Below are 15,076 nucleotides of genomic sequence, written 5' to 3'. Positions count from 1 at the left end.
CAATTCCAACGAGGAGTCGACATGCGTCACAAGCAAACCCTGATCCCCGCAACCCTGGCCCTGCTGTTCGGCGCCGCCGCCCAGGCCCAGCCGACGGTGAGCGTGTACAACTGGACCGACTACATCGGTGACACCACCCTGGCAGACTTCCAGGCCAGCAGCGGGATCAAGGTGGTGTACGACGTGTTCGACTCCAACGAAACCCTCGAGGGCAAGCTGCTGGCCGGGCGCACCGGCTACGACGTAGTGGTACCTTCCAACCACTTCCTGGCGCGCCAGGCCAAGGCCGGTGCGTTCTTGCCACTGGACCGCAGCAAGCTGCCGAACTGGAAGCACCTGGACCCGAAACTGCTCAAGCAGCTTGAGCAGAACGACCCGGGCAACCAGTACGCGGCGCCCTACCTGTGGGGCACCAACGGCATCGGCTACAACGTCGAGAAGGTCAAGGCGGCGCTGGGTATCGACAAGGTCGACTCCTGGGCGGTGCTGTTCGAGCCCGAGAACCTGAAAAAGCTCAAGCAGTGCGGCGTGGCGTTCATGGACTCGCCCGACGAGCTGTTCCCGGCGGTACTCAACTACATGGGCATGGACCCGCGCAGCGAAAAGCCCGGCGACTACGCCAAGGCCGAAGCCCGCCTGCTGGAACTGCGCCCCTATATCACTTACTTCCACTCCTCCAAGTACGTGTCCGACCTTGCCAACGGCGACATCTGCGTGGCCTTTGGCTACTCGGGCGACGTATTCCAGGCCGCCAACCGCGCGGTTGAGGCCAACAACGGCGTGAAAATCGCCTACAGCATCCCCAAGGAAGGCAGCAACCTGTGGTTCGACCTGCTGGCCATCCCCAAGGACTCGGCCAACCCCGAACAGGCGCTGGCCTTCATCAACTACCTGCTCGACCCGCAGGTGATCGCCAAGGTCAGTGCCACTGTGGGCTACGCCAACGCCAACCTTGAGGCCAAGCAGCACATGGATGCATCGCTGGTCGACAACCCCGAGATCTACCCGCCCCAGGAGGTGCTCGACAAGCTGTATGTCTCGAGCACCCCAAGCCCGCAGATCATGCGGGTGATGACCCGCTCCTGGAGCAAGATCAAGTCCAACCGCTGAGCCGAGCACAGCTATGCCACAGATGAATGAACATACCGCTTCCTACTACGCAGCGTCTGCGCGCCAGGCAGCCCCCTACCCTGCGCTCGACCAGGACCTGCAGGCCGATGTGTGCGTGGTCGGCGGCGGCCTGACCGGGGTCAACGCTGCCCTGGAGCTGGCCGAGCGCGGGTTGTCGGTGGTGCTGCTGGAGGCCCGGCGCATCGGCTGGGGCGCCAGCGGGCGCAACGGCGGCCAACTGATCCGCGGCATTGGCCATGACGTGTCGGGTTTTGCCCGCCACGTTGGCCAGGACGGGGTGCGCTACCTCAAGCAGGCCGGCATCGATTCGGTAGCGCTGGTGGCCCGGCGCATCGAGCAGTACGCCATTCAGTGCGACCTGCGCTGGGGCTTCTGCGAACTGGCCAATACCCCGGCGCAGTACGCGGCGTTCAGCGAAGAGCTGCGCGAGCTCAGCGAGTTGGGCTACCGCCATGAAACCCGCCTGGTCGGCCCTGAACGCATGCGCGAGATCGTCGCCAGTGACCAATATGCCGGCGGCCTGGTGGACATGGGCTCAGGCCACCTGCACCCGCTCGATCTGGTACAGGGCGAAGCCCGCGCCGCCCATGGCCTGGGCGTGCGCATTTTCGAGCAAAGCCCGGTGCTGCGCATCGAGCACGGCAGCACCGTGACCCTGCACACCGCCCGCGGCAAGGTGCGCGCGCAGAGCCTGGTGCTGGGCTGCAACGCCCACCTCGACGAACTGGAGCCGCGCCTGAGCGGCAAGGTGCTGCCCGCCGGCAGCTATGTGGTGGCCACCGAGCCGTTGCCCGAGCACGTGGCAAGCAGCTTGATCCCGCAGAACATGGCGCTGTGCGACCAGAAGGTAGGGCTGGACTACTACCGCCTGACCGCCGACCGCCGCCTGCTGTTCGGCGGCGCCTGCCACTATTCCGGGCGCGACCCGAAGGACATCGGCGCCTACATGCTGCCCAAGGTGCTCAAGGTGTTCCCGCAACTGGCCGGCGTGCGCCTGGACTACCAGTGGGGCGGCATGATCGGCATCACGGCCAACCGCTTCCCGCAGGTCGGCCGGCTAAGCCAGCACCCCAACGTGTTCTACGCCCAGGGGTATTCCGGGCATGGCCTGAACGTGACGCACTGGACCGCCAAGCTGCTGGCCGAGGCCATTGCCACCGGCCACAGCCGGGGGCTGGATGTGTTCGGCGCAGTGCCGCACCTGACCTTCCCCGGCGGCAAGGCATTGCGCTCGCCGCTGCTGGCGCTGGGGATGTTGTGGTACCGGTTGCGTGAGGCGTTGGGCTGAACCTGCTCCTGCGAGAGACACTGCAGGAGATCACTCAGCCCTTTGGGTTGCGCTGTAGCGCAGAGAACTGGTCTCGCAGACGCGCCATGCCCCTGTGTGGGCTTTAGCCGCGAAGCAGGCGCCGCGTTACATGGCACCGGCTTCGCCGGTGTTCGCGGGTAAACCCGCTCCCACAGGACCCTGCTAAATCAATGAGTAATCTGTTGTTCTATGAGAAGCCGGCTTGTCGGCAATAGGGCCGGTGCAGCCAGCGCAAGAAAGTTGCTGCTGCGGATATCGAACGATCGCAGCGACGTCTCAAAGGATGGCTTGCAGGCCCTTGGCCGCAATGATGTTGAGCAATTTCAAGGCAGGGCCTGCCGGTTGCGTTTCACCCTGCTCCCATTTGCGCACCGTTGACGCGCTGGTATGCAGGTGCAGGGCGAAAACCGGCTGGCTGAAGTTCAAGGCCTCACGCAGGCCTTTGATGTCTGCGGGGCTGAAAGGGCGCACGGGGGCCGGGCATATCGCGTCAAACTGGCGCAGGGTGATCTTGCCCACGGCGCCTGCCTGTTCGAGTGCAGCCAAATCATCGCGTAAGGATTCAATCAGTTTGCTGGTCACAATGGACCTCCATCAGAACACCGCAGCCCAGAGCCTTGGCCAAGGCCTGCGGTGACAGTTCAAGAAAGACCTTGCCTGCAAATTGCAAAGCCTTTTGCTCGCTTGGCGTAATGTCAGCCTTGTCGCTTTTTCTGAAGCCATGCAGAAACACGTAGCGGTTACCAACCCTGGCCGAGAGCAGCGTGCGATACCCACCACGCTTGCCGCCATGCTCGGTTGAAACCCGCTTCTTGAACAGAAGCCCGCCCAGGCTGGCATCCACCAGGCCACTGTTCATTTCTTCTACTGCCTGGCAAAGCATGCAATCCGGTAGATTTTCGCTCATCTGCCAACGGGCAAAATCCTTTCGCTTGTAGACATCCATTGTCTAGCCCTCAAAACATACCCGTAAAGGGCATATTTTTTCAAGGTCAGGACAAGTTGAATAGCCAGCCGGTTCTCCCACTGCTGTAGGAATTCACTCCCCGCCAAAGCCACTACTGGCCAACCGCCAAGCACCTGCTAGCGTTGTTCTGGCCTCTCCCCTCATGGAAGCCTCCCATCATGAAGCAACTGCCTCGCGCCACCCTGCTGTGCGCTGCCCTGCTGGCCCTGGTTGCCTGTTCCAGCAACCGCGTCGACCCCAAGGACTACTCAGGCTTTCTCAAGGACTACAGCCGCCTGAAGCCGGCCGAAAGCGTCTCTGGTGCGCCGGTAATGCGCTGGATCGACCCGGACATCAAGGCCAGCCAGTACACCAAGGTATTCATCGAGCCGAGCCAGTTCTACCCCAAGCCGCAACCTACCGAGGTGATCTCGGCGCAAACCCTGCAGGACATCACCCGCTACTTCAACGAAGCCATGCGCCGCGAGCTGGGTAGCGTGCTGACGCTGGTCAAGGCGCCCGGCCCGGACACCATCGTGGTACGCCCGGCCATCACTGCAGTGTCCACCAGTACCCAAGGGCTAAAACCCTACGAGGTGATCCCTATCGCCCTGGTGGCTGCCGCGGTGAACACCGCCGCCGGCGGGCGCGATCAGGACGTGGATATCGCCGTCGAAGCGGCATTCCTCGATGGCAGCAACCAGAAGGTCCTGGCCCAGGTGGTGCGCAAGGGCAGCGGCAAGGAGCTGGAGAACGACACCCAGAAGCTGACCCTGAACGACGTAAAACCGGTGCTGGACGGCTGGGCCAGCGACATGCGCCGCAGTTTCGTCAGCCTGCAACAGAAAGCGAAAAAGTGACCACGCAGTCCGCTTCTGACCGCTCGTCGGACATGCTGTAAAAATGCCATCACTGCCTGGCCGCCCTGCTTTACTCAAGCGGGCTGCCAGGCAGGCGGCACTGCGTACCAGGGATGGCTGCACAAGCCGGCTGCCAACAGCCGCTCGCACCGGGCAAGCCTCATCCACGCCCGGTCTCCCCCGCTCCCCCGCCTTTTTCGCCCGCCTGTGCATGCATCGGTATCGATTTGTCGTTCATCCATCGAATGCATTGGAGGCAATCATGTCTGAAGCGCTTATCCCACCACCTGCCGGCCTGTTCCCGGTGTCCTACCTGATCACCACCGGCCAGGCGGGCGCGCAACGCTTGCAACTGGACCTGCTGGTCTACACCCCCGACCGCAGCGTGCGTGGCACCGCGGTGATCACCCAGGCCACCAACCCGCCGCTGGATCTGCACCTGGACGTGTGGGGCACCTACACCTACCTCACCGTGCAGCCACCAGGCGAAGGCCGCATCCTGCTGACCGCCCGTGGCAACCAGGGCGGGCCACATGCCAACTCGGCGCAACAGTTCGACCTGCACCTGCTGCTGGACCTGGACTGGCAGCGCGGCGTAACCAACTACCGCTATTACAACAGCCAGCGTTGGGTGGTGCTGGAGAAGGTGCCGGCGGTGCTGGAAGGCCAGCGCATCCAGCAACTGGCCGGTGTCGACCAGCAGCACGAGCTGCACAGCGCCACCCTGGAAGCGGCCATCGCCACCGGTGATGTCGCCCAGCTCAAGCAACTGGCCAGCGGCGCCGTGGGCAAGGCCCTGGACCAAGCCATCGCATCGACCAAGAGCCCGGCCGCCAAGGCCGCCAAAAAAGCCTGAACAGGCAAGGAGAATCAGCATGGCCATCGGTCTTTTCCATACCCGCCTGAACGTCAGCACCGGGCAGCTCGGCGCCCCGGTACTTACCCTCGACCTGCTGGTGAACGTGGTGCAGAAGAAAGTCACCGGTACTGCCCGCACTTCCCAGGCCACCTACCCGGTGGTGAACTTCCATGCCGATGTGTGGGGCAGCTACAGCGAGCTGCCGTTCGCCCCTACAGGCGCGCCGTCGATCGTGCTGCACCTGGACGGCAGCCCCAGCGGCCCGCTCAGCCAGATCGCCCAGACCTTCCACCTGCAGGGGCTGCTGGATAATGGCTGGAACAAGGGCACTGCCACTTACCGGTATTTCATCCAGGGCCACTGGGTCGACCAGCACGGCGTGGTGCGCAAGGCACCGGACATCGTCCATCAGCGCCAGCCTGGCGAACGCCTGAAGGCGGCGATCAAGCACCTGGAAAGCGCCTGATCTGAAAAACGATCGCGGGGCAAGCCCGCTCCCACGCTGCAATTTAGGCGTGGGAGCGGGCTTGCCCCGCGATTCATTTTTGGCTCAAACAACCAGGCTGTAGGCGATCGCCGACAGCGTGATCAACCCGACCAGTACCACGAACACATTCGACAGCCGGCCCGAATACTGGCGCAGCGCCGGCACCTTGTGCACCGCGTACATCGGCATGAGGAACAGCAAACAGGCAATCACCGGCCCGCCGAGGCTCTCGATCAGCCCGAGAATACTTGGGTTGAGGGTCGCCACCGCCCAGCAGGTCAGCACCATGAACAATGCCGTGGCGCGCTCCAGGCGCTTGGCCGGCCAGCTTTTGCCGCGCCCGCGCAGGCTTTTGACGATCATGCCCTGAAAGCCCTCGCTGGCACCGATGTAGTGGCCGAGGAACGACTTGGTGATGGCCACCAGCGCGATCAGTGGCGCGACGAAGGCGATTACCGGGGTCTGGAAGTGGTTGGCCAGGTACGACAGGATCGAGATGTTCTGCGCCTTGGCCGCGCTCAGGTCGGCCGGGCTCAGGGCGAGTACGCAACTGAAGCAGAAGAACATCACCGTCAGCACCATCATCACGTGGGCGGTGGCCAGGGTGCGGCCGCTCTTGCGGTCGGCGTCGGCGCCATAGCGGTGCTTCTGGTCAACGGCAAACGCCGAGATGATCGGTGAGTGGTTGAACGAGAACACCATCACCGGAATGGCCAGCCAAAGGGTCAAAAGCAGCTTCGAGACGCTCAAGCCTTCGCTGGCCTGGGCGAAGAAGGCGCCGTTCCAGTTCGGCACCAGGCTCACCGCCAGCAGCAGCAACGAGGCGACGAAGGGGTACACCAACAGGCTCATGGCCTTGACGATCAGTTGCTGGCCGCAGCGCACGATGATCATCAGCCCGCAGATCAGCAGCAGTGCCAGCAAGGCGCGGGGCGGCGCGTTCAGGTGCAACTGGTGTTCGAGGAAGCTGGTCAGGGTGTTGGTCAGCGCCACGCTGTACACCAGCAGGATGGGAAAGATGGCGAAGAAGTACAGCAAGGTGATGAGCTTGCCGGCGCCCACGCCGAAGTGCTCTTCCACTACTTCGGTGATGTCTTCGCTGCCACCCTTGCGCCCGGACAGCACGAAGCGGGTCAGCGCCCTGTGGGCGAAGAAGGTCATGGGGAAGGCCAGCAGCGCGAGAATCAGCAGCGGCCAGAAGCCGCCTACCCCGGCGTTGATCGGCAGGAACAGGGTGCCGGCACCGATGGCTGTGCCGTACAGGCCAAGGGCCCAGGTGGTGTCGTGGCGGTTCCAGGTGGTCGAGCCTTGGGCCGCAGCCTGGGCAGCCGAATCCGCACGAACGGTCGTGGTGCTGTGTGCATCAGTCATTGATATCGCCTTGTAGTTGTTTTTGTTGCGGGTGTTGCGAGGGCCCTATCGCGGGGCAAGCCCGCTCCCACGGAACTCATGGCTCGTGGGAGCGCGCTTGCCCCGCGATAGGGGTTTCAGCATTCGACGAAGGCCACGGCCAGGCCGCCGCGGGAGGTTTCCTTGTAATTGGCGTGCATGTCGGCGCCGGTGTCGCGCATGGTGCGGATCACCCGGTCGAGGGAAATGAAGTGCTCGCCGTCACCGCGCAGCGCCATCTGCACGGCGTTGATGGCCTTGACTGCGGCAATGGCGTTGCGCTCGATGCACGGCACCTGCACCAGGCCACCGACCGGGTCGCAGGTCAGGCCAAGGTTGTGCTCGAGGGCAATTTCGGCGGCATTTTCCAGCTGCGCCGGTGTGGCACCCAGCACTTCGGCCAGGCCCGCAGCGGCCATGGAACAGGCCGAGCCCACCTCGCCCTGGCAGCCCACTTCGGCACCGGAAATCGAAGCGTTTTTCTTGCACAAAATGCCCACGGCAGCAGCGGCGAGCAGAAACGCCACCACGTCGTCATCGCAGGCTTCGGGGTTGAACTTCATGTAGTAATGCAGCACTGCCGGGATGATGCCCGCCGCGCCATTGGTGGGCGCGGTGACCATGCGCCCGCCGGCGGCGTTTTCTTCGTTGACCGCCAGGGCGAACAGGTTCACCCACTCCATCGCGTTCAGGGTCGAGCCGATCACGTTGGGTTTGCCCAGTTCCTGCAGGCTGCGGTGCAGCTTGGCGGCGCGGCGCTTGACCCTGAGCCCGCCCGGCAGAATGCCCTCGTTGCGCAGGCCGTTGGCCACGCACTCGCCCATGGCCGCCCAGATCTTCAGCAAGCCTTCACGCACCTCGGCTTCGCTGCGCCAGGCGCGTTCGTTGGCCATCATCAGCTGGCTGACGCTCAAGTTGTGCTGTTTGCACAGGGCCAGCAGCTCGGCGCCGCTGTTGAATTCGTAGGGCAGTTCGACCTGGCTGGCGCCATCGGCAGGCGCATCGATCTCGGCAGCTTCGATGATGAAGCCGCCGCCGATGGAGTAGTAGGTCTGGCTGAACTGGCTGCCCTGCCCGTCGAAGCTTTCCAGGGTCATGGCGTTGGGGTGGTACGGCAGGTTTTCGTCCAGCAGGCGCATGTCGCGGCTGTACTGGAATTCGACCGGCTGGCGGCCATCGAGCATCAGGCACTGCTCCTGCATCAACTGGTCGATGCGTGGCTCGATGCTGTGCGGGTCGATGCGATCCGGCCATTGCCCCATCAGGCCCAGCAGGCAGGCGCGGTCGGTGGCGTGGCCAACCCCGGTGGCCGACAACGAGCCGTACAGGCGCACCTCTACACGGGCCACCTGTGCCAGCAGGCCACGCTCGCGCAGTGCCTGGGCGAAGGTCGCCGCAGCGCGCATGGGGCCGACGGTATGGGAGCTGGACGGGCCGATGCCAATCTTGAAAAGGTCGAAAACACTGATAGCCATGCTAATGCCTTGCCGGGATGGTAAAAACCGCTGGTCCACGGCGCTTTGAGAAATTTGAGCGGTATTGCCAACTTGGGCGATACTGACGCGCTCCTGGGTCGATGACCAACGAAAGTTCCTACACAAGCCTTTAGCAGGACTAAACCATGAAGGGCCAACTCAACGGCCAGGTGTACGTGTGGTTGCATGTATTCGCGTGCGCGGCCCGACACCTGTCGTTCACCCGCTGCGCCGAGGAGCTGCACATTACCCCCGGTGCGGTCAGCCAACAGATGCGCCAGCTGGAGGAGCGCCTGGGCTTTCGGCTGTTCCTGCGCAAGGCCCGGGGGGTGGAGTTGACTGCGGAGGGTCAGCGGTTGGCGCAGACCGTGGCCGAGGCTTACGGCAGCATCGAGGCCGAGCTGCTGCGCCTGGATGCCGGCGAGATCCGCGGCACTTTGCGCCTGCGTTCGATCCCGTCGTTTCTGGCCAAATGGCTGACCCCGCGGTTGCCGCGGTTCCAGCAGCGCTACCCGGACATCGAGCTGCGCCTGGTCGCGGAGGACAGCAACCAGGCGCTGCACCCGCAGGACTTCGACCTGGCCATCGACCTCAACGACGGCAGCTACCCGGGCATGCTGTCGACCCCGCTGCTGGACGAGCAGATTTTCCCGGTCTGCTCGCCTGCCCTGTTGCGCGGGCGGCCGCCGCTGCACGGGCCGGCGGACCTGGTGCACTATCCGCTGCTGCATGACATCACCGCCTGGCGCGGCAGTTCGGAGTATGCGGAGTGGGAGTTCTACCTGGCGGGTATTGGCGCGGGTGGGCTGGATGTGCGGCGCGGGCATACGTTCAATCGCAACCATTTGACCATCGAGGCGGCGATCGCCGGGATTGGCGTGGCCATTGCCCGGCGGACTTTGCTCAATGACGAGCTGGAGCGTGGGGCGTTGATCGTGCCGTTTGGGGTGCCGATCGCCAACCACAAGCGCTATGTGTTGCTGTATCCGCCGGGGGGGCTTACCCAGCCGGGGGCTCGGGCGGTGCATGACTGGTTGGTTGAGGAGGCGCAGGGGTTCAGGGTTTTGCATCCGATGGGGTAGGTTTTTGGGGTTTGGGTTTGGGGCTTTATGGTGATTGCTTTGGGAGATGTATGCGCATTCATTGACGATGAGCGCTTTTCGTCACCTTTCCGCCCTTACGGCGGCTTACTTTTGTCTTGGCAAAAGTAAGCAAAACCGCCTGCTCCCATCATCCGGCCCCCTACGCTGCGCTTCGGGGGTTCCCTCGCTCCGGGCTTGCTCCGGAGGGACGCGCCGACGGGCCGTCCCTGGCCCGATCGGCGCTCGACCGGCATCCATGCCGGTCGCCCTCCTACGCAAGCCCTACACTCGGCCTCCTGAAGTCGCGATTTGTGTTGCCTGAACTACCGCGCGCTTAGAAGCAAGATCAAGAGCCAGATCAAGAGCCAGATCAAGAGCTGGGATATTGGTTTAATTGTTATTGATGTGTTGTTTATTCTGACGCAATCGCGGGGCGAGCCTGAGTTCCCACGGTGGTAACTAGCGGTTAGCTGCGCCAGCCCAGGCGCCGCCCCTAACTTCGCGACTTCAGGAGGCCGAACGCAGGGATTGCGTAGGGGGGCGACCGGCATGGATGCCGGTCGAGCGCCGATCGGGCCAGGGACGGCCCGTCGGCGCGTACCCCCGGAGCAAGCCCGGAGTGAGGGAACCCCGGAGCGAAGCGCAGGGGCCGTATGAATGGAGCGAGGATTTTTTGGTGACTTTTTGATCCTTCAAAAAGTTACCCGCCGTAAGGGCGGAAAGGTGAATAAGCGTCACTACAAATAATGAATGCGCATAAAACTTTCAAAACCAACAAGCCAACAAGCCAACAAGCCAACAACGTACAAAACCAGAAAACCCAACTCAATAAGCCTGCTTCCCAGTAAAAGCATTCAACGTCCTTACCAAAATCACAAAGTCCAACCACAACGACCAATTGTTGATGTACTCGATATCCGAATTAACCCGCTGGATCATCTGCGCAATATCCTTGGTCTCCCCCCGAAACCCCCGTACCTGCGCCAACCCGGTCATCCCCGGCTTGATATTGTGCCGGGCAAAGTAGTCGACGATATCCTGCGAATACTGCGTGTCATGCTGCAGCGCATGGGGCCGCGGCCCCACCAGCGACATCTCGCCGGTCAGCACGTTGAACAGCTGCGGCAACTCGTCAAGGCTGGTTCGGCGAATGAACGCCCCGATGCGCGTCAGCCGCGGGTCGTTCTTCTGCGCCTGCTGGAGCACCCCGGCCTCAGGCTGATGCACCTTCATGCTGCGAAATTTCCAGATACGGAACGACTCACCTGTCCAACCCATACGCTCCTGACGGAAAAACACCGGCCCCGGGCTATCGAGCTTGATCACCACCGCCAGCACCAGCAGGATCGGCGAGATGCCCAGCAGAATCAGCGCCGCCAGCACCCGGTCCTCGATGTTCTTGAGGAACAGGCTCATGCCGGTCAGCGGCGTTTCCGAAAGTGTCAGCACCGGAATGCCGGCAATCTCGCGCACGCTGTGGTTGATCAGGCGCAGGGAGAAAATGTCTGGCACCCAGTTCACCGCAATGCACTTTTCCAAAAGTTTCAGGTACACGTCGTTGATCACCTCGGAGCCCGCCAGTGGCGTCACCAGGTACACCGTGCGGATGGCATGCTGGGTGACAATGGCATCGAGGTCCTCGATCTTGCCCAGTACCGGCAACGGCTCCTTGCCCTCCCCGGTGGTGATGCTCGCCTGCTCGCCGTCCTGGTCAAGCAGCACGCAGCCAACTACCCGCTCCCCCAGCCAGGGGTTGTTGCTGATTTTCTGGTACAAAAAATTCGCCAGGTCACCCGCGCCGATGATCAGCGCGTTCTCCATACGGTAGGCATGGGCCATGAAGCGCTTCTGCACCTCACGCACTGCAATGTGCAAAAACAACTGCGCGAAATAGCCGATGACGAACAGCTTCGCCACCAGCAAGCGTGAATAGGTTTCGCTCTGCTTGGTGAGAAAGGCCATGACCACCAGGAAGCAGAAGGTCGCCGACCAGGCCTTGAACAGCCGAAACGCCTTGACCGTCAGGCCGACGTTGGTGCGGTAGATGGCGTAGTGGTCGTAGATCACCGCCAGTGCACCGATTAACAGCAACAGCATGATGACGTAGTCGGAGGTGAGGTAGCCGATCTCCTGGTAAATCAGGTACCAGGCGACACCGGTGACGGCGATGCCGTCCAGGCCCGCCTGGATGGCGTTGCTGACGCTGCTTCTGCGCTGGAGCAATGCACGGCTGCTGCGGGGTTCGAACACCATTGTCAGGCCTCGTCGAAATGAGCGTCGCCAGCATTCTGGCCCCAGGGCAAAGCCTTGCCGGACCAGGCTGCTGGCGCTTCATTCAACGCTTGCGAGGCTGGTGCACGGAGTGCCGGGGCGGTTGATATCACTGTAGCAGTACCCCGCGTTCATCGCGGTCTGTAACGCAGGTAAAACACCGTACGCAGCAAAAACAGCGGGTTGCCCACCACATAGCGCATGAACAGGCGCCGCGGCTCCCTGGCCAGGCGGTACAGCCACTCACCGCCCAGCCGGCGCAGCCAGCGCGGCGCGCGGCTGACCTTGCCGCCAAGAAAGTCCAGAATCGCCCCGCCGCACACGATCAGGCACGGCTGGCCCAGGGCGGCAAGGCTTGCGGCCACGGCTTCCTGCCTGGGCATGCCCATGCCCAGCACGATCAGCTCCGGCTGCAAACGCCGGGCCAGCGCCAGGTAGGTATCGGTGTCGGCAAAACCTTCGTGTTGCGAGACGATGTCCACCCCGTAACGCGCCTGGCAATGGGCTGCCGCCTGGCTCAGGTAGGGCTCGCGGGTGCCCCAGAACGCCACTCGCCGGCCCTGGTAGGCCAGCAACAGGCGCGGGATCAGGTCGGTGCCGTTCATGTTCAGCCCAGGCTCACGGCCCAGCCGGCGCAACAGGATCGCCATGCCGCCACCGTCGCGCAGCAACAAGTCGGCGGCCGACAGCGAGGCGGCATAGCGGCTGTCGCTTGCGACCAGGTTGAGTGCATGGGCATTGACGAACCCCAGCACCGTCGGCGCTGCGGGGTGGCTCAGTGCATCGAGCACGCCCTGCTCTTGCGCGCCATCACCTACCAAGAGCAGCTTGTCCAGAATCACCGCCCAGCGGCCTTGCCAGTCACCTCGGCTCATTGGTCGTCATCCCGTTTCGACCGCACCCACTCGACCTGGCGGCGAATCAGAAAGCCCAGGTACAGGGGGATCTTCTTCATCGCGTACAGCGGCGCGTAAAGCAGCACCGAGAAGGCGATCTGCTCCCGGGCAAAGCGCGCCCAGGCCAGCACTACCGATGAGCCCAGCAGCACCAGCGCGAGCGTGGCCAGCAGTGCCGGGGCCAGCACGCCGAAGGCCACGAAGGCCAGCCAACACAGCAGGAAAGTGGCCACCGACAGCAAGCTAAGCAACGCCAGCGGCGGCACCAGCAAGTCAAGAGCCATGGCCAGCAAGCGGCCGTTACCCTGAGTCACTGCGGTTGCCAGCAGCCGTGGCGCGTCGGCCAGTACCACCCCCAGGTGGCCATGCTCCCAGCGTTTGCGCTGGCTGCTCAGACCCTCGTCGCTGCCGGGGAACTGGCTGCTGACCAGCGCCTCGGGGCAGAACAGCGGCGGCTTGCCCTGGCGGCAGAAGTCCAGGCCCAACTTGAGGTCTTCGACCAGGTGCCCGCTGGCCAGCTCGACCTTGGCCAGGTCGCGCCACAAAAAGGCCATGCCCGCGCCCATCAGCTGGCAGGGCAAGCCCAGCCGCGCCCAACCCCGCGGCCGCACCAGGTTCTTTACCCGCCAGGCGAACTCGGCAACCAGCACCTTCAGCCCGGCGCCGGCCGGCGCACGCATCAGGTACAAGGCCTGGACCGGGCGTTCGCTGGCCAGGCAGCTGCGCGCCAGACGGTCGATGGCGCCCTCGCCCACCTGGCAATCAGCATCGATGATCACCAGCACCTGCGGCGGTGCCGCTGCCAGGTGGCGTACGCCGTAGTCCAGGGCATAGCCCTTGCCGCGGTGCTGCGCATCGCTGCGCTCTACCACTTCGGCGCCACAGGCCCGGGCCAGGGCCGCGGTGTCGTCGCTGCAGTTGTCGGCCACCACCAGCAAGCGGTCCCCCTCAAGCAGTTGCAGGCGGATGCAGGCCAACGTCGCGCGGATCACCGCCGCCTCGTCATGCGCCGGCACCAGCACCGCCAAGGGGCCACGCCCCCCCGGGGCAAGCGGCGGCGAGCGCATCGGCAGGCAGGCAAGCAGTACCTGGGCCAACAGCACCAACACCGGCAGCAGCATGAGCAGGGCCAGTGCCGCCAACAGCCAAGCCAGCAGCATCGTCATGGCGATCCCCTGAACAGCTGGGCCAGCCGGGCCGCTTCGGTGTCGATGGCGTGGCGCTCGGTCACCCGCTCATGCGCCGCCTCGCCCATGGCCTGCAGCCTCGCCACAGGCGTCGCCAGGCACGCGGCCAGCGCCTCGACCAGCGCCTCGACTGAGCCTGCCGGGAACAACCAGCCATTTTCGCCAGGCTGAACCAGCTCGGGGATGCCCGCCACGTAGGTGGTCAGCACCGGCCGACGCAAGGCCATGGCCTCCATGATCACCACCGGTAGCCCCTCGGCGAAGCTGGGCAGCACCAGGGCGCGGGCAGCCAGAAACTCCTCGCGCACCCGCGCGCCGCTGACCCAGCCGGTAATCCGCACCTGCGCCTGCAAGCCATGCCGGGCCACCAGCGCCTCGATCGCCCCGCGCAGCTCACCATCACCGGCAAAAACCAGTTCAAAGCCCAGGCCACGCTGCGCCAGCTGCCGTGCAGCTTCCAGCAGCAGCAACTGGCCCTTCTGCTCGCACAGGCGCCCGACGCAGACCAGCCGGGGCACATCCGGCACCGGGACCGGCGGCACATCGTGGAAGCTGCGCTCAAGCCCGCAATGCACCACCTTGACCTTGGCCCAGTGCTCGTGGGCCACCCAGCGGTACAGCTGGCTGCGCCCGTAGTCGCTGACCGCCACCACGAACGCGGCGCGGCGCACCTTCTCGCCCAGGTGCAGGAACTGTGGTTTGTCGAACTCCTCGGGGCCATGCACGGTAAAGCTGTAACCAGGCCCGCCCAAGGCGTTGGCCAGCATCACCACTTCAGCGGAGTTGGTGCCGAAATGCGCATGCACATGCTCGCTGCCGGCCGCCTGCAACCACTGCAGCAATTGGCAAGCCTCGGCCAGGTAGACCAGGTGGTAAGGCCACGGGCGGTCTGCCCGCCAACCCACGCGCAAAGCCAGGCACAGTGCCGTGCCGAAGCGTTTGGGCGCGGCCCGCAGCACCTGCAGCATGGGCCGCATCAGCCCCTTGAGGCCGCCCTGAAGCACATAGCGGGTGCGCTCACGCTCGCTGAGGTCTTCGGCGTCTTGCAGTTCGGCGTCCCAGCCGCGCAGGGCAAAGCGCTGCACCTGCAGGCCCTGGCGCTCCAGGGCGAGGATTTCCCGGCGGATGAAACTGTGGCTGACCTTGGGGTACTGGTTGATGAAGTAAGCGATACGCATAAGCCC

General features: G+C 64.0%; 14 protein-coding genes. 6 read left to right on the top strand and 8 right to left on the bottom strand.

Translation table 11 applies throughout. The annotated features are described in order from the left end of the window. The first annotated feature begins 21 nt into the window (after positions 1-21). Together KSS93_RS16540 and KSS93_RS16535 are read left to right on the top strand one after the other, a co-directional pair. A complete protein-coding gene (locus KSS93_RS16540; protein ID WP_217885065.1) occupies positions 22-1,110 on the top strand; it encodes a polyamine ABC transporter substrate-binding protein in 1,089 nt (362 codons plus the stop codon). A gap of 13 nt (positions 1,111-1,123) precedes the next feature. Then, positions 1,124-2,419: an NAD(P)/FAD-dependent oxidoreductase gene (locus tag KSS93_RS16535; RefSeq protein WP_217885064.1), complete on the top strand. Its 1,296-nt coding sequence runs from the start codon at positions 1,124-1,126 to the stop codon at positions 2,417-2,419. 297 nt (positions 2,420-2,716) lie between these two features. Here KSS93_RS16535 and KSS93_RS16530 read toward each other — a convergent pair whose 3' ends face one another. Both KSS93_RS16530 and KSS93_RS16525 read right to left on the bottom strand, forming a co-directional pair. Beyond that, on the bottom strand, positions 2,717-3,022 hold the full coding sequence (locus KSS93_RS16530) for a helix-turn-helix domain-containing protein (RefSeq protein ID WP_217885063.1): 306 nt from the start codon (positions 3,020-3,022) through the stop codon (positions 2,717-2,719). Further along, a complete protein-coding gene (locus tag KSS93_RS16525) occupies positions 3,003-3,386 on the bottom strand; it encodes a type II toxin-antitoxin system RelE/ParE family toxin (protein WP_217885062.1) in 384 nt (127 codons plus the stop codon). Before KSS93_RS16525 ends, KSS93_RS16530 begins: the two co-directional genes overlap by 20 nt. A 179-nt stretch (positions 3,387-3,565) precedes the next feature. Between KSS93_RS16525 and KSS93_RS16520 the strand changes: the two genes are divergently transcribed. From KSS93_RS16520 to KSS93_RS16510, 3 genes are all read left to right on the top strand, one after another. Then, positions 3,566-4,246, top strand: a complete 681-nt coding sequence (locus KSS93_RS16520) for a DUF3313 domain-containing protein (RefSeq protein ID WP_217885061.1) — start codon at positions 3,566-3,568, stop codon at positions 4,244-4,246. A gap of 262 nt (positions 4,247-4,508) precedes the next feature. Beyond that, positions 4,509-5,102, top strand: a complete 594-nt coding sequence (locus tag KSS93_RS16515) for a DUF1842 domain-containing protein (protein ID WP_217885060.1) — start codon at positions 4,509-4,511, stop codon at positions 5,100-5,102. 19 nt (positions 5,103-5,121) lie between these two features. Continuing rightward, a complete protein-coding gene (locus KSS93_RS16510) occupies positions 5,122-5,571 on the top strand; it encodes a DUF1842 domain-containing protein (protein ID WP_217885059.1) in 450 nt (149 codons plus the stop codon). Between the two features lie 84 nt (positions 5,572-5,655). Here KSS93_RS16510 and KSS93_RS16505 read toward each other — a convergent pair whose 3' ends face one another. Next, positions 5,656-6,963 (bottom strand): serine/threonine transporter, encoded by a 1,308-nt coding sequence (locus KSS93_RS16505; RefSeq protein WP_217885058.1) that lies wholly within the window; start codon positions 6,961-6,963, stop codon positions 5,656-5,658. A gap of 116 nt (positions 6,964-7,079) precedes the next feature. Beyond that, positions 7,080-8,456, bottom strand: coding sequence for an L-serine ammonia-lyase (locus tag KSS93_RS16500; protein ID WP_217885057.1), 1,377 nt, complete (start codon positions 8,454-8,456; stop codon positions 7,080-7,082). A gap of 146 nt (positions 8,457-8,602) precedes the next feature. On the opposite strand from KSS93_RS16500, the gene KSS93_RS16495 reads away from it, so the two are divergent. Next, the gene (locus tag KSS93_RS16495) at positions 8,603-9,538 is read left to right on the top strand and encodes a LysR substrate-binding domain-containing protein (RefSeq protein ID WP_217838636.1); all 936 of its coding nucleotides are present in this window, start codon (positions 8,603-8,605) and stop codon (positions 9,536-9,538) included. An 825-nt stretch (positions 9,539-10,363) separates the two neighbouring features. Here the strand turns inward: KSS93_RS16495 and KSS93_RS16490 are convergent. From KSS93_RS16490 to KSS93_RS16475, 4 genes are all read right to left on the bottom strand, one after another. Beyond that, positions 10,364-11,791 (bottom strand): undecaprenyl-phosphate glucose phosphotransferase, encoded by a 1,428-nt coding sequence (locus KSS93_RS16490; protein WP_217885056.1) that lies wholly within the window; start codon positions 11,789-11,791, stop codon positions 10,364-10,366. A gap of 149 nt (positions 11,792-11,940) precedes the next feature. Beyond that, positions 11,941-12,684, bottom strand: coding sequence for a WecB/TagA/CpsF family glycosyltransferase (locus tag KSS93_RS16485; RefSeq protein WP_217885055.1), 744 nt, complete (start codon positions 12,682-12,684; stop codon positions 11,941-11,943). Next, complete coding sequence (locus tag KSS93_RS16480; protein WP_217885054.1) at positions 12,681-13,871, bottom strand: glycosyltransferase family 2 protein; 1,191 nt, start codon at positions 13,869-13,871, stop codon at positions 12,681-12,683. The genes KSS93_RS16485 and KSS93_RS16480 overlap by 4 nt, the downstream gene beginning before the upstream one ends. Further along, on the bottom strand, positions 13,868-15,070 hold the full coding sequence (locus tag KSS93_RS16475; RefSeq protein ID WP_217885053.1) for a glycosyltransferase family 4 protein: 1,203 nt from the start codon (positions 15,068-15,070) through the stop codon (positions 13,868-13,870). The genes KSS93_RS16480 and KSS93_RS16475 overlap by 4 nt, the downstream gene beginning before the upstream one ends. Positions 15,071-15,076: the final 6 nt, after the last annotated feature.

The sequence above is a fragment of the Pseudomonas xanthosomatis genome (genome assembly GCF_019139835.1).
Taxonomy (GTDB): domain Bacteria; phylum Pseudomonadota; class Gammaproteobacteria; order Pseudomonadales; family Pseudomonadaceae; genus Aquipseudomonas; species Aquipseudomonas fakonensis.
Note: the sequence above shows the minus strand (reverse complement) of the source record. Positions and strands in the feature narration are given on the sequence as shown.